The 23,257-nt window shown below is 70.5% G+C and carries 18 protein-coding genes; 14 read left to right on the forward strand and 4 right to left on the reverse strand.

Going from position 1 to position 23,257, the window contains the following annotated elements:
- Window positions 1-12: 12 nt before the first annotated feature.
- Window positions 13-933 (reverse strand): ABC transporter ATP-binding protein, encoded by a 921-nt coding sequence (locus WMF11_RS17495; protein WP_437978245.1) that lies wholly within the window; start codon window positions 931-933, stop codon window positions 13-15.
- A 111-nt stretch (window positions 934-1,044) separates the two neighbouring features.
- Between WMF11_RS17495 and WMF11_RS17500 the strand changes: the two genes are divergently transcribed.
- The 4 genes from WMF11_RS17500 to WMF11_RS17515 are packed head-to-tail and all read left to right on the forward strand — an operon-like array spanning window position 1,045 to window position 6,126.
- Window positions 1,045-1,332 (forward strand): hypothetical protein, encoded by a 288-nt coding sequence (locus tag WMF11_RS17500; RefSeq protein ID WP_044965043.1) that lies wholly within the window; start codon window positions 1,045-1,047, stop codon window positions 1,330-1,332.
- Between the two features lie 15 nt (window positions 1,333-1,347).
- Window positions 1,348-2,181: a CheR family methyltransferase gene (locus tag WMF11_RS17505; protein ID WP_437872506.1), complete on the forward strand. Its 834-nt coding sequence runs from the start codon at window positions 1,348-1,350 to the stop codon at window positions 2,179-2,181.
- 19 nt (window positions 2,182-2,200) lie between these two features.
- A complete protein-coding gene (glnD, locus tag WMF11_RS17510; protein WP_437909520.1) occupies window positions 2,201-5,062 on the forward strand; it encodes a [protein-PII] uridylyltransferase in 2,862 nt (953 codons plus the stop codon).
- On the forward strand, window positions 5,059-6,126 hold the full coding sequence (locus WMF11_RS17515) for a tetratricopeptide repeat protein (RefSeq protein ID WP_437978246.1): 1,068 nt from the start codon (window positions 5,059-5,061) through the stop codon (window positions 6,124-6,126). Before glnD ends, WMF11_RS17515 begins: the two co-directional genes overlap by 4 nt.
- Window positions 6,127-6,141: 15 nt before the next feature.
- On the opposite strand, the gene WMF11_RS17520 is transcribed toward WMF11_RS17515, so the two are convergent.
- Together WMF11_RS17520 and WMF11_RS17525 are read right to left on the reverse strand one after the other, a co-directional pair.
- Window positions 6,142-7,047 carry a ParB/RepB/Spo0J family partition protein gene (locus WMF11_RS17520; protein WP_437553047.1) on the reverse strand — a complete coding sequence of 302 codons (906 nt, stop codon included), beginning with the start codon at window positions 7,045-7,047 and terminating at the stop codon, window positions 6,142-6,144.
- On the reverse strand, window positions 7,044-7,979 hold the full coding sequence (locus WMF11_RS17525) for a ParA family protein (RefSeq protein WP_437909522.1): 936 nt from the start codon (window positions 7,977-7,979) through the stop codon (window positions 7,044-7,046). Before WMF11_RS17525 ends, WMF11_RS17520 begins: the two co-directional genes overlap by 4 nt.
- A 682-nt stretch (window positions 7,980-8,661) precedes the next feature.
- Between WMF11_RS17525 and WMF11_RS17530 the strand changes: the two genes are divergently transcribed.
- The 9 genes from WMF11_RS17530 to WMF11_RS17570 all read left to right on the forward strand — a co-directional run bounded on the left by WMF11_RS17530 (window position 8,662) and on the right by WMF11_RS17570 (window position 20,615).
- A complete protein-coding gene (locus tag WMF11_RS17530) occupies window positions 8,662-8,826 on the forward strand; it encodes a hypothetical protein (protein WP_012235776.1) in 165 nt (54 codons plus the stop codon).
- Window positions 8,827-9,102: 276 nt separating this feature from the next.
- The gene (tig, locus tag WMF11_RS17535; RefSeq protein ID WP_437978247.1) at window positions 9,103-10,371 is read left to right on the forward strand and encodes a trigger factor; all 1,269 of its coding nucleotides are present in this window, start codon (window positions 9,103-9,105) and stop codon (window positions 10,369-10,371) included.
- A gap of 298 nt (window positions 10,372-10,669) precedes the next feature.
- Window positions 10,670-11,314, forward strand: a complete 645-nt coding sequence (locus WMF11_RS17540; protein WP_012235778.1) for an ATP-dependent Clp protease proteolytic subunit — start codon at window positions 10,670-10,672, stop codon at window positions 11,312-11,314.
- 487 nt (window positions 11,315-11,801) lie between these two features.
- Window positions 11,802-13,058 carry an ATP-dependent Clp protease ATP-binding subunit ClpX gene (gene clpX / locus WMF11_RS17545; protein WP_012235779.1) on the forward strand — a complete coding sequence of 419 codons (1,257 nt, stop codon included), beginning with the start codon at window positions 11,802-11,804 and terminating at the stop codon, window positions 13,056-13,058.
- A gap of 207 nt (window positions 13,059-13,265) precedes the next feature.
- The gene (gene lon, locus WMF11_RS17550) at window positions 13,266-15,758 is read left to right on the forward strand and encodes an endopeptidase La (RefSeq protein ID WP_437553053.1); all 2,493 of its coding nucleotides are present in this window, start codon (window positions 13,266-13,268) and stop codon (window positions 15,756-15,758) included.
- 59 nt (window positions 15,759-15,817) lie between these two features.
- On the forward strand, window positions 15,818-17,386 hold the full coding sequence (gene purH / locus WMF11_RS17555; RefSeq protein ID WP_437909524.1) for a bifunctional phosphoribosylaminoimidazolecarboxamide formyltransferase/IMP cyclohydrolase: 1,569 nt from the start codon (window positions 15,818-15,820) through the stop codon (window positions 17,384-17,386).
- A 189-nt stretch (window positions 17,387-17,575) separates the two neighbouring features.
- Window positions 17,576-19,009, forward strand: a complete 1,434-nt coding sequence (locus WMF11_RS17560) for a ParA family protein (RefSeq protein WP_437978248.1) — start codon at window positions 17,576-17,578, stop codon at window positions 19,007-19,009.
- 280 nt (window positions 19,010-19,289) lie between these two features.
- Window positions 19,290-19,634: a hypothetical protein gene (locus WMF11_RS17565; protein WP_437909526.1), complete on the forward strand. Its 345-nt coding sequence runs from the start codon at window positions 19,290-19,292 to the stop codon at window positions 19,632-19,634.
- 276 nt (window positions 19,635-19,910) lie between these two features.
- Complete coding sequence (locus tag WMF11_RS17570; protein WP_437978249.1) at window positions 19,911-20,615, forward strand: Bax inhibitor-1/YccA family protein; 705 nt, start codon at window positions 19,911-19,913, stop codon at window positions 20,613-20,615.
- Window positions 20,616-20,855: 240 nt separating this feature from the next.
- On the opposite strand, the gene WMF11_RS17575 is transcribed toward WMF11_RS17570, so the two are convergent.
- Window positions 20,856-21,362 (reverse strand): DUF4112 domain-containing protein, encoded by a 507-nt coding sequence (locus WMF11_RS17575; RefSeq protein ID WP_437978250.1) that lies wholly within the window; start codon window positions 21,360-21,362, stop codon window positions 20,856-20,858.
- 219 nt (window positions 21,363-21,581) lie between these two features.
- On the opposite strand from WMF11_RS17575, the gene WMF11_RS17580 reads away from it, so the two are divergent.
- On the forward strand, window positions 21,582-23,165 hold the full coding sequence (locus WMF11_RS17580) for a hypothetical protein (protein WP_437978251.1): 1,584 nt from the start codon (window positions 21,582-21,584) through the stop codon (window positions 23,163-23,165).
- Window positions 23,166-23,257: the final 92 nt, after the last annotated feature.

Raw genomic sequence — 23,257 nt, forward strand, 5'->3', positions numbered from 1 at the left:
GGCACCCGCCAGCTACTCCGCCGCCTTCCTGAACTCGATCACCCGCCCGCCCGTGCTGTCCGCCAGCGCAGGCCGGTTCACCCGCGACACCTCATCCGTCGCCACCCCCGACGCCGCGATGAACTGGCGGGCCTGCTCGTTGTCGCCGTGCGCCAGCTCGTCCGGCGTCCCCGACGCGACGACGCGCCCCTGGATCACGAGGAACGCCTGGTGCGCGATGCGGAACGTGCTCGCCATGTCGTGCGAGATCACCACGCTCGTCACCTTGAAGCGCGCCCGCGTCTCCTCGATCAGGTCGTCGACCATCCGGCTCGTCAGCGGATCGAGCCCGCTGGTCGGCTCGTCGTAGATGAGGATCTCGGGCTCGAGCATCAGCGCGCGCGCCAGGCCCACGCGCTTGCGCTGCCCGCCGGACAGCTCTGACGGCATCCGGTCCTCCTTGTTCTCGAGGCCGAGCGAGTTCAGCATGCCCACGACCTTGTCGCGGATGTCCCGCTTCGACATGTGCTTCCGGTGCTCGCGCAGCGGGAACGCCACGTTGTCGAAGATCGTCAGCGAGTCGAGCAGCGCCGCGTACTGGAACACCATGCCGAACCGCTGGCGCATCCGGTTCATCTCGAAATCGTCGAGCGCGCCCATGTCCACGCCGTCGACCCAGATGTGGCCGGTGGTCGGCCGCTCCAGCCCGATGAGCAGCCGGAGCAGCGTGGTCTTGCCGGCGCCCGACCCGCCGATGATCACCGCCGTCTCGGTCCGCCGGAGGTGCATCGTGATGCCGTGCAGCACCTTCGTCGCCCCGAACGATTTCTTGATGTCGTCGACGAAGAGGTGATCCTCCGGCTGCCACCCCGGCGGCATGTTGCCCACCTGCTGCGCCTCCGAGGGGGTCGCGCGCGGGGGGGGAGAGACCTGGCTGGGCGGCCTTCTCGACATCCGCACAGTACGGTACCACGGAGGGGGCCCCGCAGGACGCCGATCGCCTTGCATCACGGTAAGGGCGAGCACGTGCTTGACGCGGCAGGGCGCGGGACGGAAACGTTGCTCATGACCGACGACCTACTCAAGGCAGCCCTCGAGACGGCAGAGGCGAAGACCGACAAAGACGGCTGGGCCGAGCTCCCTGAAGGGCGCGTGCTCACGATCTACGCCGCGCACGACGGCGTGTCGCTCCCGGTGACCAAGATCGAGGCCGTGTCGAGCGCGGGCGGGCTCCTCAAGGCGCGCAGCACCAAGGGCGAGACGTTCGTGCTCGCGCTGAAGGACGTGTTCGCCATCGCCCTCGACGGCGGCGGCAAGGGAGCCCAGGCCAGGAAAGCCGGCTTCCTCGGCTGATAGCGACGACCTTCCATGGCCCGATCGTCGAGAGCGGGAGGAGGTCCTGCGGCGCGGTCCGCCCAGCGGGCCGTCGACCTCGCGCTCGCCGAGCTGCAGCGCCGGTTCGGCCTGGGCCGCAGCCTCGCCGCCCCGGGCTGGGTGCGCGAGCGGGTCCTCGCCGTGCTCAGCGCCGTGGCCGCGCGCCACGGCGTGTCGCCGCTCGCGGCCGCCGAGCGGCTGCGGGACGACAGGGAGGCCATCGAGGAGATCGTCAGCGCGCTCCGCGTCGGCGAGACGCGCTTCTACCGCGACCCGATCATCTGGGAGGCCATCGCCACCTCGGTGCTGCCCAGGCTCCCGCCCGACCTGCCCATCGCCGGCCTCTCGGCCGGGTGCAGCACCGGCGAGGAGGCCTATACCCTGGCGATGGTGCTCGCGAGCGCGGGCCGCCGCTTCAGCGTGCTCGGGGTCGACCGCGCCGCTCCGGCGATCGAGGCGGCGCGCGAGGCCGTCTACTCCGCCGAGGCCGTCGACCAGCTCCCCCCGTCCTTCGTTCAGCGGTACTGTGAAGAGAAGGGCGGAGCGTTGCACGTCGGCCAGCAGCTCCGCGACGTCGTGTCCTTCGAGGTCTGCGATCTGGTGCACGCCGTGCCGAGCGGCGGGTTCCAGATCATCTTCTTCAAGAACGTGCTCCTGTATCTCGCAGAGCCCGCCGGCGACGCGGTGGCGCGCCGCCTCGCGGCCGAGCTCGGCCCGGGCGGGCTCCTGTTCTCCGCCGCGAGCGAGGCGCCGCGCCTCTGCGGCGCCGGCCTCACGCCGGTCAAGGTGAACGCGCACGTCACCGCCTTCCGCGCCCCGGGCGCCTGAGAAAGCAGAACGACACCGCATGAGCGTCGACCTCTCCCCCACGTCCAGGCCCAGCGGGCTCGTCGAGCTCCGCGCCGCCTATGCGCGCGAGCGCGCCGAGCTCGATCGCACGGCGCCGAGCGGCCCCACGCCGGCCGCGGACCCGGCCGCCGTCGGGGTCGCCCTTGGGCGGCGCCACGCGCGCCTGCTCGACGATCTCCTGGCGCGCCTCTTCCACCTGCTGCGCGAGTCCGGCGGGCCCAGCCGCAAGGAGTGGGACTCGGTCGCGATCGCCGGCGTCGGCGGCTACGGCCGCGGCGCTGTCGCGCTGCGGAGCGATCTCGATCTGCGCATCCTCGCCCACAACGCCCAGCGCGCCAGCGCCATCGCGGACGCGCTGCTCTACCCGCTCTGGGACATGGGGGTCGCCGTGGGGCACCAGGTCGTCACCATCGACGACCTCATCGACGGCGCGCGCGAGGACCTGCCCACCGCGACGAGCCTGCTCGACTGGCGGCACGTCGTCGGCGACGCGTCGCTGTCGGAGTCGCTCTGGCAGCGCGCCTCGTCGGGCATCTTCGCGCACTCGGAGCTGCCCCGCTTCATCGAGCGGCTCGGGAAGGAGATCTCGCAGCGGCACGAGCGCTTCGGCGGCTCGGTCTACCTCCTGGAGCCGGACGTGAAGAACGGCGCGGGCGGGCTGCGCGATCTCGACGTCGCCCGATGGGCCGCGAAGGCGCGCTACGGCGTCGGCGAGTTCGACGCGCTCGTCCGCTTCGGCGCGCTCGTCGCCCGCGAGGCAGAGGAGATCCGGAGCGCCGCGGAGATGCTCTGGCGCATCCGCAACCTGCTCCACGCCCACTCCGGGCGGAGGACCGACCGGCTGACGTTCGACGAGCAGGAGCTCTGCGCGGGCGCGCTCGGCTACAGCAAGGGCGCCGGCCCGGCCGACGCCGGCCGGAAGGGCGCGCCGCCCCCCGGCGAGGGCGCCGTGTCGCCCGAGGCGATCGAGCGGATGATGAGCGACTACTACCGGAGCGCCCGGACCATCTCGCGCTCCCTCGACATGATCGTCTCGCGCGCCACGCCGACGCTGACGCGGCGCCGCCGCCGCGACGAGGACCTCGGCGCGGGGGTCCGCCTCTTCGACGGCTGCATCACGATGAGCGATCCGGATCTGCTGAGGACCGATCCGGCGATCGCGCTGCGGCTCGTCTCCGAGGCCGTCGAGCGCGGCGTGCCGCTCTTGCCGTACGCGCGCGGCGCGATCGTCCGCGCCGCCGGTGATCCGGCGTTCTGCGCGGCGCTCCGCGAGAGCCCCGAGGCCGCCGAGCGGTTCCGGACCCTCGTCGCCACGTGCAAGGAGACGGAGCTGCAGAGCGGCTCGGTCGTCCGCGAGCTGCACGACCTCGGCCTCCTGCTCGCGATGATCCCGGAGTTCTTGCCGGTCGTCGGGCGCGTCCACCACGACGTCTACCACGTGTACACGGTCGACGTTCACTCGGTCGCCGCGGTCGATCGGCTGGCGGCGCTCGTGCGGGGCGAGCTCGCGGGCGAGTTCGGGCTCGCGTGCCGGCTCGCCGCCGAGGCGACCCGGCCGACGATGCTGTTCTTCGCCACGCTCCTGCACGACGTGGGCAAGGCGATCGGGGGCACCGATCACAGCGGGCGCGGCGCCGAGATGGCCCGGAAGATCCTGGCGCGGCTCGGCTTCCCTCAGGAGGACATCGACGAGGCGTGCCACCTCGTGCTGAAGCACCTCGTGATGTACCTCATCGCGACCCGGCGCGATCTCGATGATCCCGCGACGATTTCGGAGTTCTGCCAGGAGGTGCACGGCCGCGAGGGGCTGCGCGATCTCTACCTGCTCACGGTCGCCGACATCTCGACCACGAGCCCGACCTCGATGACGTCGTGGAAGGCGCGCATGCTCGACGAGCTGTACCTCTCCGCGGACAGGGCCCTGCGCGGCGCGCGCGAGGACGCGGGGTCGTTCGACATCGACGACCAGCGCATGGCCCGCGCGATCAGCGGCACGGTCGGCGCCCTCGAGGACCTCCCGGCGGCGAGCGAGGCCGAGCGGCGCGCGCAGCGGGACTTCCTGGCCCGCTACCTCGCGTCGATGCCCGAGCGCTACCTGCTCGCGAACAGCCCGGCCGCGATCGCCGCGCACTCGGAGCTCGCGCGGCAGCAGCAGTCCGGCGCCAACACCGTCTCGGTCGCGCTCGTCCCGTCGCGCCACCCGGAGGCCGCGGAGGTCTGCGTGGTGGCGCCGGATCGCCCCGGCTTGCTCGCGGCGATCACGGCCGCGCTCGCGGCCTCGCGCCTCGAGGTCCACGCGGCGCAGATCCACTCGCGCGCGTGCGACGACGAGGGGATGGACGACGGCGGCGTGATCCGCGCGAGGGCGGGCTCGTCCCCGCCCGCCGGCGTGCGCCTGCAGGCCGTCGACCTGTTCTGGGTGCGCGACCGCGGCGAAGGGGTAGGGGGGGTGGCGCGCGCCATCCCGAAGCTCGTGACCGACATCCAGGCGGTGCTCTCGGGGCAGCTCTCCGGCGCCGAGCTCGCCAAGAAGCGCCGGGGCGGCGCGCTGCGCGAGCGCCCGACGCCGAAGGTCCGGACGCAGATATCCATCGACGATCGCGCCTCGCACCACACGGTGATCGAGGTCCTCACGCGCGATCGCCCCGGCCTCCTGTTCGCGATCTCGGACGCGCTCTACCAGCTCGGCCTCTCGATCTCGGTCGCCAAGATCAACACGGAGGGGACGCGCGTGGCCGACGTGTTCTACGTGAGCGACGCGGACGGGACGAAGATCCCGAACGGCAAGCGGACGCAAGAGGTGGAGGAGCGGCTGCACGCGGTCCTCCAGGGCCTGGACGGCGAAGGGAGTGTCGGATGAACGAGAGGTGGTTTACGCGCGCGGTGTGGACGACGACGGCGAGGCCCGCCGCGCAGCGGGTCCTTTCGGCTATGGCGCTCGCCGCGTGCGTCGCGGCGTGCGCCCTTTCGTGTGGTGGCGCGCAGGAGCCCCAGCGCGACCCGCTCCTGGCCGATCCGCCCGAAGGCAGCGACGCGGCGGCCTCGAAGGGCGCGTCGTCCACGGCGCTGGACCGGGGCATCGCGTACATCAAGAACGAGAAGTACGAGGAGGCGAAGCAGCACCTCCTCCAGGCGATCGAGCACGAGCCGGGCAGCGCCGAGGCGCACTACTACCTCGGCCTCGCGAACGAGAAGACGAACGATCGCGCCGGCGCCGAGGCGTCGTACAAGAAGGCGCTCGCGAGCGATCCCAAGCTCGAGGCCGCCGCGCTGAACCTGGCCGCGCTCTACCTGGACGAGCCGCCTCGGCCGGACGAGGCGATCGCGGTGCTCTCGAAGGCGATCGAGCAGGCGCCGGACCGGGCGGCGCTCCACCAGAACCTGGGCTACGCGTACGGGCTGAAGGGCGACGTCGCGAACGCGAGCAAGCACTACGAGGCGGCGCTCAAGGCCGAGGACACGGCCGCCACGCGCTTCGCCTACGGCGCGATGCTGTTCGAGGCGAAGGTGCTCGACCGGGCCGCGGCCGAGCTCAGGAAGGCGCTCGCTGCGACCGGCGACGACGTGGCGACGATCGCGACGATCGGGCGGATGCTCGGGCCGGCGAAGGCCTACGCCGATTGCGTGGCGGCGTTCGACCGCGCCATCAAGCTGAAGCCGGAGGCCGAGTTCCACGTGCGCCGCGGGACGTGCCGCCACGAGCTCGGCGACGAGCCGGGGGCGCGCGCCGACTACCAGGCGGCGATCAAGGTGGACCCGCGGTTCGCGGCCGCGCACTACTACCTGGGTCTGTCGTTCCTGGCCGAGCGCAAGCCGCAGAGCGCGATCGCCGCGCTCACCGAGGCCGGGAAGCACGGCGGCGACACCGAGATCGGCAAGCGCGCCCGCGCCAAGGTGAAGGAGCTCAGCGCCAGGCTGAAGTGATGCGCGGCCGCCGGCTCACGCGCCGAGCAGCGCGATGAGCCTGTCGAGCTCGTCGAGCGAGCCGTAGGTGATGCCGAGCTCGCCGTGGCCGCCCTGGTCGCGCACCTCGACGCGGGTCCCGAGCCGGCGCGCGAGCCGCGCCTCCAGGTCCTTGATCGCGGGCGACTTCCCGCCGCGCTTCTTCTCGCCCGGCTCCTCGCCCTCGGCGGCCCGGAGCTCCTTCTCCTTCGCCGCCTTGATCAGCGCCTCGACCTTGCGGACGGGGAGCTTGCCGTGGACAGTCCGCTCCGCGACGTCGGCCATCACCTTGTCGCTGGGCGCGCCGAGCAGCGCGCGCGCGTGGCCCTCGCTGAGCTCGCGCGAGATGACCATGGTGCGGATCCGCGGCGGCAGCCGGAGCAGCCGGAGCGAGTTGACGATCGTCGTGCGGTCCTTGCCGACGCGCTCGGCGAGGGTCTGGTGCGTGTAGCTGTGCTCGCGCAGCAGCCGATCGAACGCCTCGGCGATCTCGATCGGGTTGAGGTCGGCCCGCTGTACGTTCTCGACGAGCGCGAGCTCGAACGCCTCCTTGGGGGAGACGTCCTTGACGACGACGAGCACCTCCCTGAGCCCCGCGCGCTGCGCGGCGCGCCACCGCCGCTCGCCCGCGATGAGCTCGAAGGCGTCGTTCCCCGCCTGCGTCCTGCGCACGATGAGCGGCTCGATGAGCCCGTGCTCGCGGATGCTGCCGGTGAGCTCCTCGAGCTCGGTCTCGTCGAAGTGCTGCCGCGGCTGCCCTTTCTGCGGGACGATCTTCTCGATCGCGCACACGAACACGCTGCGCCCCTCGGCCGCAGTCGCTGTCGCCGGCGGCGCCGCGGGGAGCAGGGCGTCGAGCCCCCGTCCGAGCGCGCGCCGCGCCCCTTTCTGATCGGCATTCATGATCTGGGTCGTGCGTCCCTCGCGCGCTCTCCGGGGTTCTGCGGGGGCGAAGGCTCAGCCGGCGGCTCCGCCTCGGCGGCGTCCCCGCGCGGCCGCTTCTTCGTGTCTGCCGCGGCGGCGGGCGGGCCGTCCAGGATCTCGCGCGCGAGGCTCAGGTAGCCCTGCGCCCCCTTCGACTGCGCGTCGTAGAGCAGCGCCGGCTTGCCGTGCGACGGCGCCTCGCTGAGCTTCACGTTGCGCGGGATGATCGCGTCGAAGACGCGGAAGTGCGCCTTCACCTCGTCGGCCACCTGGTGGGTGAGCGAGTTGCGCCCGTCGTACATCGTGAGGACGACGCCCTCGACCGTGAGCTCCGGGTTGAAGGCGCTCCGCACCCGGTCGATGGTCGCCATCAGGTGCGTCAGCCCCTCGAGCGCGTAGTACTCGCACTGGAGCGGCACGAGCACCCGGTGCGCCGCGGTGAGCGCGTTCAGCGTCAGGAGCCCGAGCGACGGCGGGCAGTCGAGCACGACGTAGTCGTAACCCGCGAGCTGCGGGCGCAGGGCGTTGCGCAGCCGCACCGCGCGGTCGTCCGCGTCGACCAGCTCGAGCTCCGCCGCGACGAGGTCCTGGGTCGCGGGCACCACGCCGAGGAGCGGCACCTCGGTCGCGACGATCGCGTCCTTCAGCGACGCGCGCCCGATCAGGACGTCGTAGAGGGACAGCTCGAAGCTCCCGCGCCGCACGCCGACGCCGCTCGAGGCGTTCCCCTGCGGATCGCAGTCGACGAGCAGCGTACGGCACTCTGCCGCGGCGAAGCTCGCGGCCAGGTTGACCGAGGTCGTGGTCTTGCCGACGCCCCCCTTCTGGTTGGCGACGGCGAAGATGACAGGCGAAGGCTTGGGGGCGGAGCCGGGCTTGCCGGGCGCGCCCCCCTCGTTGGGCGATGGCATCGTGCTGTGTCGCGTCCGACCAGGCTGCTTACACGACCCCCATCGGCACGTCGAGAGAAGCGGGCGCCTCGACACAAACGTTCGACCGAGCGTGCGGGTCTGTCCTGCGGTCGGCCCAGCGCGCGGACCCGGCGCGCTGCCGCCGCGGGCCGCCCTGGACGCTGGGCTGCGGCGCCGAGGACTCGCCCTGGACGCCGGGCTGGAGCGCCCTCGGGGGCGTGACCCGCGCGGGGCGTCGTCACCCGCTCGCCGCCCTCCCATCGATCGCTTGCCGGATTGTTGGCCTGAACGGCAGGGATATCTACAGTGCCCACATGTCGCTTGATGTAGGCAAAGGTAGCCGAACGGCGAAGGCATGGGCGCGCGGTCGAGCCTCGAGGCGAGGCCGCTGCTTCGGCCTCGGCGGGGCGCTGCTCGCCTGCTGCGACCCGGGGCCCGTCGACCGGGTCCTTGCTCGCGCCTTCTGGGGCGACGGGCGCGGCCCTGCGCCGCTCGCCCCTGCCCAGGTCCTCGTGCTTTCGCCTTCGCTTCAACGCAGGTCGGCGATCGGCTCGCGCCGTCGTCCGCCCTCGACCTCGAGTCGCGGGACGACGTCGACCGCCCCTTGATCACGGACGTGGTGCCCAGCTTCGCCGAGCAGACCGACGCACCGACGTCGCCTCGGCACATGTGAGGAGGACAGATGCCGCTTCCCAGGTCGTATCAGAGCTTCTCAGAGTTCGAGCGGGAGATTCTCCGCCCGAGCCGTGTCGGCTTCTCGCTCGAGGACATCGTCGAGGAGGAAGGGTCCTTCGACGCCGAGCTCGACTTCGACAAGGACCCCTTCGACGTCTCGGACGACGACTGAGCGCGGCGGCGCGGCGGCGTGGTGTGCGGCATGGCTTCAACGTCCTCGCACGTCCTCGCACGTCCTCGCGGTCGCGCTCGGCGCTGCTGCTCCGTCGCATCACCAGCGCCGGCGCTGCGCGGCGCTGAACATCAGCTTGCACGATCCCTCCCGGGATCCGAGCCCCGGCGGCCGCCTCTCCGCCGGGGCTCCTTTTTTTTTAAAGCAGCGTCCTGTCGCTCGTCTTGACCCCCCCAGCGACGCGTGGCACGAGTGCCGCCCTTCGAAAAAACCGCCATGCAAGTCAACGTCGAAAAGCTTTCTCCCGTGCTGATGGAGTTTCAGGTGGAGGTCCCCGCGGACCGGGTCCGGAGCGAGGTCGACAAGGCCTATACGGCGCTCCAGCGGACGGCCCGGGTCCGGGGCTACCGGCCTGGCAAGGCGCCGCGCCAGGTGCTCGCGCACCTCTACGGCGGCCGCGTCCACGCCGATGTCGCCCAGCGGCTCGTCGACGCCACGCTGAACCAGGCGCTCGCCGACAAGCAGGTGCAGCCCCTGTCCCAGCCGGCGATCGCGCCCACCGAGCTCCGCCCTGACGACGCGTTCTCCTACAAGGCCCGCTTCGAGGTCCGCCCCGACATCGCCGAGGTGAAGTGGGAGGGCTTCGAGGTGAAGCGCCCCTCGACCACGCCGAGCGACGAGATGATCGACGCCGAGATCACCGCCCTCCGGCGCGAGCACTCGACGCTGCAGGCGCCCGAGCCGGAGCGCCCCGCGGCGAAGGGGGATGTCGCGACGATCGCGTTCACCCTCGAGGTCGGCGGCGCGCTGCGCGACACGAAGGAGCAGGAGATCGAGACCGAGCTCGGCAGCGGCCAGGTCTTCAAGGAGATCGAGGACGCCCTCGCCGGGATGACGCCCGGCCAGTCGAAGGACGTCTCGGTCACGTTCTCCGAGCAGCACTCCAACGCGGATCTGCGCGGCAAGCAGGCGACCTTCCACATCACGTTGAAGGATCTGCGGGAGCGCATCTTCCCCGAGGTGGACGATGAGTTCGCGAAGGACTGCGGCGACGAGAGCCTGTCCGCGCTCCGCGAGTCGCTCCGCAAGAAGCTCGAGAAGGAGCTGACGCAGCGGGCGAGCGACGCCGTCGCCGAGCAGCTCGTCGTGGAGCTCTGCAAGGCGAACCCGATCCCGGTCCCGCCGTCGCTCGTCGATCAGCAGGCGCAGCTCGCCGAGCGCGAGCTGCTCGCGACGGCGCGGAGGCAGGGGCAGCGCGTCGATCCGACGCCGGAGTTCCGCGCCCGTGTGCGGCTCGACGCCGAGATGAAGGTGCGCGCGGGCCTGGTCATGGCCGAGATCGCGAAGGCGAAGGCGGTCAGGATCACCGAGGCCGACCTCGAGAAGGGCTACGAGGAGCTCGCCGAGCAGACCGGCAAGAACGTGGCGAAGATCAAGGCGGAGTACCGCGAGCCCCAGAAGCGCGAGCTCTTCGCCGGGATGATCCTCGAGGACAAGATCCTCGACATCATCGAGGCTGCGGCGAAGGTCGCCGACGCGAGCTAGCTTCGTCCAGCAGCGGTCCGGCGCGGAATGGCCGGACTCCTGCCCCGCACGCCGGCGCCTCAGCTCTGCTGCGCCGGCGTGCGCCGTTTGTCCAGGTCGCGCCTCTCGCGCTCTCGAGCGACGTCGGGCGCGCGCGGGCCGGATCGAGCGGGCCGCGGCGCGCCGCGTGTTCCGTGCGCCGCGCGGCGAGCGGCCGATATTTCCGGTAACCTCGGGCGCGTTCGGTCTTGCGATCGGACGCAGTCTGGCCCAGGAGTAGAGCCCCTGCCGCGCGGCAGCGAACCCCCCGGAGCACCGGATGACCCGACGAGTCGAAACCCGCACCCAAGCCATCGAGTTTCTCGAACGCGAGAAGGCCTACATCCTCCCGACGGTCACCGAGGTGACCCACCGCGGCGAGCGGGAGTGGAACATCTTCAGCCGTCTCCTCAAGGATCGCATCGTCTTCATCGGCACGGAGATCGACGACTTCGTCGCGAACGCCGTGATCGCGCAGTTCCTCTTCCTGGAGAGCGAGGATCCCGAGAAGGAGATCCAGGTCTACATCAACAGCCCGGGCGGCGTGGTGACGTCGGGGCTCGCGATGTACGACACGATGCAGTACGTGCGTTGCCCGGTGTCGACGATGTGCATCGGCCAGGCCGCGTCGATGGGCGCCGTGCTGCTCGGCGCCGGTCGCAAGGGTCGGCGCTTCGCGCTGCCGCACGCGCGGATGATGATCCACCAGCCGCTCGGCGGCGCGCGCGGCCAGGCGACGGACATCGAGATCCAGGCGCGCGAGATCAAGAAGATCAAGGAGACGCTGATCGACATCCTCGTCGACGCGACCGGCAAGAACCGGGACGAGCTGGCGAAGGACATCGAGCGCGACTTCTACCTGAGCGCGACGCAGGCCAAGGAGTATGGCCTGATCGACGAGGTCTTCCCGAAGCGGAACAAGTAGGTGGCCGCGCCGCCGCGTCCGGCGGGCGTGCTCGGGGTGAAGGCCGGCGCGGCGTCGCCCGGGGCCGCGCCGCGGCGCGGCGTGGCGTGGCGATGCCGCGCCACGCCCCGCCGCTGTGGCGGGCGGGGCATTGCGCGCGGGCGCGCAGCAGCGGAGCACGCGGGCCCGGCGCCTCACGCGCCGCGCTGCGCTCGCTCGATCCGCTGCTTTTCGCGTTTTTCGCGCGATGCGCGGGCGTGTCGGTGGCCGACTGCGGGGCGCCATCGGGTGATTCCCTGACTTCGGCCACAGGCTGGAGACCACCCCCGTTAGCTTGCGACGGTACGGGCACCGCACTAGAATCCGAGCGCGGCGTTTGGCTGCGCATCGCTGAAAATACAGGGGACGGTGGAAGCCGTTCCCGCCGCAAGTTGGAGGGGCCGCCGCCGCGGCGGGACCCCACCTCTCATTGAAGCGGTAGCGTCGGCAGACCGCACTGAGGGTCGAAGTGGAGCGAAGGCGGGACGATCACTCGAATGGCAATCTAAGCTGCTCTTTCTGCGGCAAGTCGCAGAAAGAGGTGAAGAAGCTCATCGCGGGCCCCACGGTGTACATCTGCGATGAGTGCATCGGGCTGTGCAATGACATCATCGCGGAGGAGGTCGAGAAGGACGAGCCGTACGCGGGGTCGACCCCGGTGCCCAAGCCCGCCGACATCAAAGCGACCTTGGACGAGTACGTCGTCGGCCAGAACCGCGCCAAGAAGATCCTCGCTGTAGCGGTGCACAACCACTACAAGCGCATCGACAGCCGGGTCTCCTCGGACGACGTGGAGCTGTCCAAGTCGAACATCCTCCTGCTGGGGCCGACGGGGTCCGGCAAGACCCTGCTCGCGCAGACGCTCGCCAAGATCATCAACGTCCCCTTCGCCATCGCGGACGCGACGACGCTGACCGAGGCCGGGTACGTCGGCGAGGACGTCGAGAACATCATCGTCCAGCTCCTGCAGAACGCGGATCACGACGTCGAGCGCGCGCAGCGCGGCATCGTCTACATCGACGAGATCGACAAAATCAGCCGCAAGAGCGACAACCCGAGCATCACCCGCGACGTCTCGGGAGAGGGCGTGCAGCAGGCGCTGCTCAAGATCATCGAGGGGACGATCGCCAATGTCCCCCCGAAGGGCGGGCGCAAGCACCCGCAGCAGGATTTCCTGCAGGTCGACACGACGAACATCCTGTTCATCTGCGGCGGCGCGTTCGTCGGGCTCGATCAGATCATCCAGCGGCGCATCGGCCAGAACACCCTCGGCTTCGGCGCGGACATCAAGGCGAAGAAGGACTTCAAGCTGGGCGACCTGCTCAGCGTCGTCCAGCCGGAGGACCTCCTCAAGTTCGGGCTCATCCCGGAGTTCATCGGGCGCCTGCCGGTCGTGGCGACGCTCCACGAGCTGAACGAGGAGGCCCTCATCGACATCCTCACGAAGCCGAAGAACAGCCTGGTCAAGCAGTACCAGAAGCTCTTCGAGATGGACGGGGTGAAGGTCAAGTTCACCCGCGGCGCGCTCGTGGCGGTGGCTCGCCAGGCCCTCGAGAGGAACAGCGGCGCCCGCGGTCTTCGCGCCATCCTCGAGTCGGCGATGCTCGACATCATGTACGACGTCCCGTCCCGCACGGGGATCAAGGAGGTCGTCGTCAGCGAGGACGTGATCGTGAAGCACGAGCCTCCGCTCATCGTGTACACGAAGGAGGCGGAGCTCGCGTAGCGCTCGCCCCCGGGGGGCGGCGGGCCGGGGCGCGAGGCGCGGACCGAGCTGCGCCCTCGCCCCCGGAGGCCCCTCCGAGCGCGCCGGCGCCGCGTGTCCCTGGAGGGCAGCGGGGCGAGCCGGCGGAAGTTCAGCATCAGATCAAGGCATTTGTGACAACCGAGGCGGGGGTGCCCCGACCTCCCGATACTCCCGGAAAGACGGCGGATGTTCTTCAAGAACGACAGTGATCGCGGCAAGAACGCACCCGAGCGCGGGATCGTCCCGTTGCTCCCGCTTCGCGACATCATCGTCTTTCCACACATGGTCTCGCAGCTGTTCGTCGGGCGTGAGCGCAGCATCGCCGCGCTCGACGAGGCGATGAACCGCGGCAAGGAGATCTTCCTCGCCGCGCAGCGCAACGCGAAGACGAACGATCCGACGCCGGACGACATCTTCGGCGTCGGATCGGTCGGCGCGATCATGCAGCTGCTCCGCCTCCCGGACGGCACCGTCAAGGTCCTCATCGAGGGCAAGCGCCGGGCGCGCATCCGCCGCTATGTCCAGAGCGATGCGTACTTCCTGATCGAGTACGACGAGATCGTCGAGAGCTCGGTCGCGAGCGTCGAGGTCGAGGCGCTGATGCGCTCGGTCCAGTCGACGTTCGAGATGTACGTCAAGCTCAACAAGAAGATCCAGCCCGAGGTCCTGATGGCGGTGCAGGCCATCGACGAGGCCTCGCGGCTGGCCGACACCATCATCGCCAACCTGCCGACCATCAAGCTGACCGACCGGCAGGCGCTGCTCGAGATGGAGGAGCCGCAGAAGCGGCTCGAGCGTCTCATCGAGTTGATGCAGGCCGAGATCGAGATTCTCCAGGTGGAGAAGAAGATCCGGAGTCGCGTCAAGAAGCAGATGGAGAAGACGCAGAAGGAATACTATCTCAACGAGCAGATGCAGGCCATCCAGAAGGAGCTGGGCGGCGGCGAGCGCGACGAGTTCAAGAACGAGATCCAGGAGATCGAAGAGGCCCTCAAGACCAAGCGGATGAGCAAGGAAGCCGCCGCGAAGGTCAAGAAGGAGCTCAAGAAGCTGAAGATGATGCACCCCACGAGCGCCGAGGCGACCGTGGTGCGCAACTACATCGATTGGATCCTGGAGCTCCCCTGGTACGACAAGAGCGAGGAGCGTTATGACCTCGTCGAGGCCGAGCGGATCCTCGATGAGGACCATTACGGCCTCAAGAAGATCAAGGAGCGGATCCTCGAGTACCTGGCGGTCCAGGCGCTCACGAAGAAGCTCAAGGGCCCGGTGCTCTGCTTCGTGGGGCCGCCCGGCGTCGGCAAGACGAGCCTGGCGAAGTCGATCGCGCGCGCGACGGGGCGCAAGTTCGTGAGGCTGTCGCTCGGCGGCGTGCGCGACGAGGCGGAGATCCGCGGCCACCGGCGGACGTACATCGGCGCGCTGCCCGGCAAGCTGATCCAGTCGCTCAAGAAGGTCGGGACGAACAACCCCGTGTTCCTGCTCGACGAGGTCGACAAGATGTCGACCGACTTCCGCGGGGATCCGGCGGCTGCGCTGCTCGAGGTGCTCGATCCTGAGCAGAACCACACGTTCAACGACCACTACCTGGATCTCGATTACGACCTCTCCGACGTGATGTTCATCACGACGGCGAACACGCTCTCTGGCATCCCGGTGCCGCTCCAGGACCGCATGGAGGTCATCCAGCTCTCGGGCTACACGGAGTTCGAGAAGCTGAACATCGCCGTGAAGTACCTCGTGCCCCGTCAGCGGAAGGAGTGCGGCCTCGAGGACGTGTCGCTCGACTTCACGGAGGGCGCGCTCCGGACGATCATCCACCACTACACGAAGGAGAGCGGCGTTCGCTCGCTGGAGCGCGAGATCGCGAGCGTCTGCCGCAAGGTGGCCAGGCGGGTGGTGTCCGACGGCAAGGAGAAGCCGATCGAGGTCGTCGCGAAGAGCATCCCGAAGTACCTCGGCGTCCCCAAGTACCGGCTCGGCCGGCGCGAGGAGCGCGACGAGGTGGGCCTCGTGAACGGCCTCGCCGTGACCAATGTCGGGGGCGATCTGCTCCCGGCCGAGGCGACGGTGGTGCCGGGCAAGGGCAAGCTCGTGATCACCGGGCTGCTCGAGAAGGGGATGGAGGAGAGCGGGCACGCGGCGATGAGCTATGTCCGCTCGCGCCTCGACCGCCTCGGGCTCGAGGCGGACGTCTATCAGAAGGTCGACATCCACATTCACTTCCCGGATTTCGTCCGCAAGGACGGGCCCAGCGCCGGCGTCACGATGGTGACCGCGCTCGTCAGCTCGCTCATGAAGGTGCCTGTCCGGAGGGATCTCGCGATGACGGGCGAGATCACCCTGCGCGGGCGCGTGATGCCGATCGGCGGGCTCAAGGAGAAGCTGCTCGCGGCCCACCGCGGCGGAATCGCGACCGTCATCCTGCCGAAGGAGAACCGGAAGGACCTCCGGGACGTGCCGCGGCGGGTGCTGAAGGCGCTGCGGCTCGTGCTCGTCGAGCACGTCGACGACGTGCTCCGTGAGGCGCTCATCCTGCCGGACGCCTATGCGATCTTCGGGCCGCCCAAGGGCGTCCTGGAGTACCGGGACGGCGAGCTCGTCGCCGAGGCGGCGCCGGTCAAGGCGCCGCCGGCCGCGGCGGGCGAGCCGACGCCGGCCGCGCCGCCCGGCGCGTGAGCGCGGCGCCGTCGGATGGGCTGGCGGTCGCCGCAGAGACGCACTAGCTGTGCGTCGCAATGATTCGACGCGCACTGATTTCGGTATCCGACAAGACGGGATTGCTCCCGCTGGCCAGGCGGCTCGCGGAGAAGGGCGTGGAGATCCTCTCGACCGGGGGGACGCAGCGGGCGCTCGCCGACGCCGGCGTGCCTGTCATCGGGGTGGAGGCCTATACCGGCTCTCCCGAGGTCATGGATGGCCGGGTGAAGACGCTCCATCCGCGGGTGCACGGCGGCATCCTGATGCGCGGCGCGATCGACGACGAGGACCTCGCGCGGCTCGGCGGGGCGCCGATCGATCTCGTTGTGTGCAATCTCTATCCCTTCGAGGCGACCGTCAGGAAACCGGGGGTCACGCACCCCGAGATCATCGAGAACATCGATATCGGCGGGCCGTCGATGGTGCGGAGCGCGGCCAAGAACCACGCGCGCGTCGCGGTGGTGGTCGATCCGGCCGACTACGATGCTGTGCTCGCCGAGATCGACAGGCAAGGTGAGGTGTCGAGCGCCACCCGCCGCCGGCTCGCCACCAAGGCGTTTGCGCACACGGCGGCCTACGACGGGATGGTGTCCGGTTACCTCTCCTCGCTCCCCGAGGAAGGTGAGCCGAACGCGGCGGAGCGCGAGGCCTATCCGCGCTTCCTCACGCTCGCCCTCGAGCGGGCTTATCCGCTCCGGTACGGCGAGAACCCGCACCAGTCCGGCGCGTTCTATCGTGAGCGGGGCGCGGCCGCGGGGTCGCTCGCGCTGGCGGAGTCGCTGGGCGCGGGCGGCAAGGAGCTCTCGTTCAACAACCTCGTCGACGTGGACGCCGCGTTCGAGGCGGTGCGCGAGCTCGCGCAGCCCGCCGCGGTCATCGTGAAGCACACGAACCCGTGCGGCGTCGCGACCGGCGACAGCCTCGCGGCCGCCTACCGGACGGCGCGCGACGCGGACGCCGTGAGCGCCTTCGGTGGGATCGTCGCCCTGAACCGCGAGGTCGACCGCGCTGCTGCCGAGGTGCTCGTCGAGACGTTCCTGGAGTGCGTTGTCGCGCCCGCCTATACGCCCGAGGCGCTGGAGGTGCTCCGCACCAAGAAGAACCTCCGGGTGCTCGCCACCGGCGCGCTCCTGCCCGCGGATCACCGGGAGCTGACGTTCAAGCGCGTCGGCGGCGGCCTGGTGGTCCAGGAGCGGGATGCCTCGGCGGCCGGCGAGGTGCGCGGCGGTCGGGTCGTGACGAAGCGCGCGCCGACGGAGAAGGAGATCGAGGCGCTCGATCTCGGTTGGCGCGTCTGCAAGCACGTGAAATCCAACGCGATTGTGCTCGCGATGCCGGGGCGGACGGTCGGGATCGGCGCCGGACAGATGTCGCGGGTCGAGAGCGTGCGCATCGCCTGCAGCAAGGCGGGCGAGCGGGCTCGTGGGAGCGTCCTTGCGTCGGACGCGTTCTTCCCGTTCCCGGACAACGTGGTGCTCGCCGCGGAGCACGGGATCACGGCGGTCGCGCAGCCAGGCGGCAGCGTGAAGGACGCGGAGGTCATCGCCGCGGCCGACGCGGCGGGGATCGCGATGGTGTTCACCGGGGCCCGGCACTTCCGTCACTGAGCTGGTCTGGCGCCGAGGTCCCGTGACTGAACCGCCTCGCGCCTCTGTCCCGGGATGCGTGCGCTCCCACGCCCTTGCGCCGGAAGGGTGGGTCACGCTCGCAGAAAAGTTGACCTTTGCGCCTTGACTGTGATGATGGTCAACGCTGCGCCTGGGCAAAGCGCTGTGCGCGGCGCGAAGGAGCGAGCTGTGGGCGGAATCAGCGAGACGTGCAGCGTGTGCGGGACCGGATTCGAGGTCCAGTTCCGGTACCAGATGGAGGAGAAGGACGGCGGCTTCTCCTTCTTCTGCTCGCAGAAATGCCTGGAAAAGAGCCAGCTCGGCGGGGAGGATGGCGCCGCGCTCGCCACGTGCGACGCGTGCGCGAAGCGGTTTCCACCGGATCTCGTGTCCCAGGTGCTCTACGTCGCCGGGCGCCGGCACTACGCGTGCTCGCTGGGGTGCCGGACGCAGCTGGTCCGTGAGGCGAAGGGGGTGCGGCTCGGCGACATCGCGGCGGCGGCCGCGGCGCCGGCCGAGGGAGCAACGCCGACCGTGGACGAAGCGCCGCTGGCAGGAGGCGGGTCGCGCTCCGCCGTGGCGGCAGGTGAGCCGGCGCAGCCGGCGGCTCGGGCGAGCGCCCAGGGCGAGGCGACGGGGCGGGCTGCGCCGGCCGCGTCTGCCGCTCGCCCGGCGGAGCTCAAAGGGCAGGGCGCGGTCGCGGTGCCCCTGTCACCGGCAGGGGGCGCGAAGCGGCCGGCGCAGCCGCCGCAGCGCCCGGCCGGGGTGCCCCGCTGCCTGGCCGTGTTCAACCACAAGGGCGGTACGGGCAAGACGACGACGGCCGTGAGCGTGGCGGCCGGGCTCGCGGCGCGCGACAAGCGGGTGCTCCTCGTCGACACCGACGCGCAGGGGAACGTCTCTGTCTCGCTCGGCGCGGGCGCGGAGCGGTCGCTCTATCACGTGCTCGTGATGGGGCTCCGGGTCGCGGACGCGACCAAGACGGTGCGACCGAACCTGGATCTCCTGCCGTCCAACGAGACGCTCGCCGCGGCGGAGCTCTACCTGGCAGGGCGCCAGAACCGCGACCGCGTGCTCTCGGATCGCCTCTCCGCTGCGGCGGCCGAGTACGATTACGTGGTGCTCGACTGCTCGCCGAGCCTGTCGTTGATGAACCAGAACGCGCTGGTGTTCGCCGACAGCGTGCTCGTCCCGGTCGCGTGCGACTATCTGTCGCTCGTCGGCGTCCGGCAGGTGATCAAGACGGTGAAGAACGTGAACGCGCTGCTGCATCACCCGGTGCAGATCTGGGGCGTGCTGCCGACCTTCTACGACGGCCGCGCGAAGATCGCGCGCGAGGCGGTGAGCACGATGAAGCAGCACTTCGGTGAGCGCTGCCTCGCGCCGATCCGGCAGGCGATCAAGGTCAAGGAGGCGCCCGCGCAAGGGCAGACGATCTTCGAGTACGCGTCGGGAACCCCTGCCGCGGACGACTACCTCGCGGTGGTCGATCGCATCATCGAGAGCCGCGAGCGCGGCACGGCGGGCTCCGAGGCAGGGGCGGCGCGCGACGGGACAGCGTGGAGCGTCGACCGGGGGGATGCGGCCACCGAGCGGCCGGGCGCTGCGGCGGCGGGGGCGTGAAGGGACCCGCGGACGCGGAGTCCCGCTGGATGAAGGGACCCGCGGACGCGGAGTCCCGCTGGATGAAGGGACCCGCGGACGCGGAGTCCCGCTGGATGAAGGGACCCGCGGACGCGGAGTCCCGCTGGATGAAGGGACCCGCGGACGCGGAGTCCCGCTGGATGAAGGGACCCGCGGACGCGGAGTCCCGCTGGATGAAGGACCCGCGGACGCGGGGTTTCGCTGAATGAAGGGCCCGCAGTCGCGGAGCCTCGACCGGGCAGGGGAGCTGGAGGAAGCAATGAAAAGCGAAGGCGATCTCGGGGGCGCCGCGCGGGCGCTGCTCGATCGCGATGAAGTGGAAGGTGTTTTGTCCGGGGCGTTCTATACGCCCACGGAAGCGCCTCGCGTGCGCGCGAAGGCCCGGACGAGCGGCGCCGCATCCGAGCCCGGTGCTGCGCCGGCGCCGGAGAGACCGCAGCACTACAAGGTCATCTGTATCTCGATGTACACCGAGGATCTCGAGCGGCTGGACGAGATGGTCAGCTCGCTCAAGGCGCGCGGGATGACCAAGGCCAACAGGAGCGCGCTGATCCGGCATGCGCTCTCCCAGGTGGACCTCGACAAGATCCCGAAGGGGATTTAATCCCTTCTTCCAGGGAGACTTCGACAGGACGCAGGGCGCGACGTCCGCATTTCCATCATCGTGCGGCGGGCGCCGCGGGCTCCGGGGGGCCCTGAGCGGTGCCGTGGGGGACCTGCGGGCCGGCCGGCTTTCCCGGGAGCCGGCGAGCGGCGGAGGGCCCCTGCACAGGCGCCGGCGCTCGCGACGTCGTGGCGCTGCGCCTCGTCCCCCGGCCGCCTCGCCGCGGGCATGCAGCGTGCTTCACGTGCTAGAGTCGAGGCCTACCAGAGAGGGAACATGGACCAGAACTACGTAGGATACGGGACACGCTCGTCGGTGCTCCGCGCCGGTGCCGAGTCGCGCGAGCGCTTCATCGTGCGAACGTACAACCACCTGTTCGGTGCGATCGTCCTCTTCGCTGCGATCGAGGTCGCGCTGTTCAAGACCGGCATCGCCTCGGTCATCGCCAGGGCGATGATGGGCACGAGCTGGCTGCTGGTTCTCGGGGCGTTCATGCTCGTGAGCTGGCTGGCCAGCCGCGCGGCGCACACGTCGGTATCGAAGCCTGCGCAGTACGCCGCGCTCGGCGGCTTCGTGCTCGCCCAGGCGATCGTCTTCGTGCCGCTCCTTTACATCGCGGACATGGTCGCTCCCGGCGCGATCCAGAGCGCTGGGCTCGCCACGATGGCCGGCTTCGCCGGGCTCACCGCGATCGCGTTCGTGACCCGCAAGGATTTCTCGTTCCTTGGGGCGCTCCTGCGCTGGGGCGCCATCTGCGCGCTCGTCCTCATCGCGGCAGGCGCGCTGTTCGGCTTCCAGCTGGGCACCTTCTTCAGCGTCGCCATGGTCGCGTTCGCTGGGGCCGCCATCCTGTACGACACGTCGAACATCCTGCACCACTTCCCCGAGGACCGGTACGTCGGCGCCGCCCTCGAGCTCTTCGCGTCGGTCGCCATGCTGTTCTGGCATGTGCTCCGCCTCTTCATCAGCTCCCGCAACTGAGCGGGGGGCGCCCGCTTCGGATACGGGCCCACCTCGGCGTTTTCGGTGCTCGGCGTACAAGAGTACGCCTCCGCGCCGAAAACGCCGATCTGGGCCCGTCTCCTGTGCGGGTGCACCCCGCTCGGGCCGGGGCCGCGGCAGATGGGGCAGCGGCCGTTGTAAAGAGGGGAGGCGGCCGTCGTGGAGAGGGGAGGCGGGTTGAGCTGGGCGCGCCGCAGGGGGTGCGGGGGCATGGGGGCGTCAGGAGCCGAAGAGGGCTTGTAGCGCTCTTGTCAGCGAGAAGAGCATGAGAGCCGCCAGGGCGAGGATGCCTGCCAGCGCCAGGAACAGGCCGGCGTAGAAACGAAGATTGGAGGGCGGCGCGCCGCCCTGCGTTCGCGCCGCGAGATGGGCGCGCAGCAGGTCGAGGTTGCGCGCGTTCGCCTTGTAGGTCGCATCGAAGAGATCGCCTACGAGTGGGACCGTGCCGAGCAGCGTCTCGAGGCCCACGTTGAGCACCATGCGCAGCACCGCAGAGGCGGGGAGACGGTAACGCGTCGCCGCGAGCACGATGTAAATCGAGAGCGCGAAACCGATGAGATCGCCGACCCCAGGGATCAACCCGATCACGGCGTCGTAGCCGACCCGGTAGCCGACTCCAGGGATACGGATGGAGTTGTCCAGAAAATGCCCGAGGGCGTTCAAGCGTTTCAGCCGCTCGTCCTCGAGATCAACGGCCTTCAGCGGGGCAAGGGGCGGCGCGGGCATGGCGGACCCATCTCTGCGAAGCGGATCAGACATCCCTTGCAGTTTACTTCTCGCACCCTCCAGCGGCGACTCAAGAGAGACCGCGGGGCGGCGTCGCAGGGACACGCCGCGCTGCGGGCGAGGATCGGGCAGGAGCACGTCGCCTCGGGAGGGGGCCGTGGACGGGCGGGCGCTGCCGCCATTGCGGCGACGGCGCTGTGATCCATGCTGGCGCCTGCCATGCCGAGCCCGCGCGCCCTGGTTCGCTGCTCCGGAGCGCGCCGAGCGCTGCTCGGCCTCGTCAGCGCGCTGCTCGGGACGATCGACGGAGGCGAGGCGCGCGCGCAGGGAAGGTACGAATCCGCGCTCCTCGGCGGGCGATCGGCGCTCCTGGGGGGCACGGGGGTCGTGCTGGGCGTCGACGGCGCCGCGCCCTTCCTGAACCCGGCCACGATCGTCCGCATCGAGGACCGGAACATCGCGTTCTCGTCGGCGTTCTTCCGCTACGCGCACCGCACACTGCAACGGTGGCACCAGCCAGGGCCGGTCGACCCCGGCCTCTACGGCGATCTCCGGCTCGATCGCACGTCGGTGAGCGATCATGGGGTGGACAGCCTCCCCGACGCGACATGCTATTTCTTCAACTGGAAGAGCGGCGCACGAGGCGCGGATTCGACGCGGGTGCCGGTCGGGCGCCAGGTCGTCGCCGCCTGCCTCGGCAAGACGGAGGAGAACGAGTTCGGGTTCGACGCGCTGCGATTCTCGGGGGAGTCCGCCTCGCGGCGCGTGAGCCAGGCCCAGACGCTCCGCTACGCGTGGGGTCGCTTCAGCGCCGGCCCTTCCTGGAGCTACAGCGCCACCTCGCGCCTCGCCGTGGGCGCCTCGCTCTCGCTCGTGCGCACCCGCTACACGAGCTCGCTCGGCGTCGCCAGCCTCGTGGAGGACACCAGCGCGGGCTCGGCGAGCAACGCGACCTACCAGGCCGCGCTCTCGGGCGATTCATGGGACCTCCTCGCCCACCTCGGCGTCACGTACCGGCTGAGCCGGGTGTTCTCGGCCGGGATCAGCCTGCGGACGCCCAGCGTTCACGCCGTCGACTCCCTGGACGCGAGCTACGTCGACACGCGCGCCGATGGGACGGCGGCGGCGCGCTACTGGGCCGGTGAAGGGGCGTTCGTGGCCCCCTCTCCAGCCCGCGTCGCGGTCGGCGCGAGCGCGGAGTGGAGCAGGTTGCGGCTGGAGCTCGACGGCTTCTTCTACATGGGCCAGCGCGAGTTCGCGCGGATCACCGCCGATCGCGAGGAGATCGCGATCGCCGGGGGCGCGGTGACGAGCCGGGCGCAAGGCCGCCTCGACATCGTCGAGGCGGCGGCGCCCCTCGTCAACGTCGGGCTCGGCGCCGAGGTGTTCCTCACGCGCGACCTCAGCCTCGTGGGCGGCGTCGCCTCCGATTTCAACGCGCTGTCGAGCCTGCGAGGCCCCATGTCCGCCGAGTCGAAGCTCTTCTTCGAGCGGATGAGCGGCGCCCACGCGTCGCTCGGGTTGGTCTCCTATACCCGGTACGGCGACCTCGTGTTCGGCGCGCGCCTCGATTACGCCGCCGGGCAGATGGCCGCCGTCAACGCGTTCGCGTCGCCGGTGCGGCTGGATCCCATCGACTGCAGCGAGATCGGCGCGACCCTGGTGCTCGCCGGGAGGATCAGCCTGCGCACCGTGGAGGACGTGGCGCGCGAGATCGGCGACGCCGTGGAGGGCTCGGCCGCCGCGCCCCCCGAGCGGACCAGGCCGAGGGAGCCGATGCGGACGCCTGCTCGAGGAAACTGAGCGGCGACGCGCGCCGTGGATCGATCGGGCGCCGCGCTCGTCCGGCGCGAGGATCTGCGCGGCTGCGCCTGAGGCCGCTCCCACGCCGCGGC

Origin of the sequence: Sorangium sp. So ce295, assembly GCF_051527405.1 — a bacterium.
Taxonomy (GTDB): domain Bacteria; phylum Myxococcota_A; class Polyangia; order Polyangiales; family Polyangiaceae; genus Sorangium; species Sorangium cellulosum_B.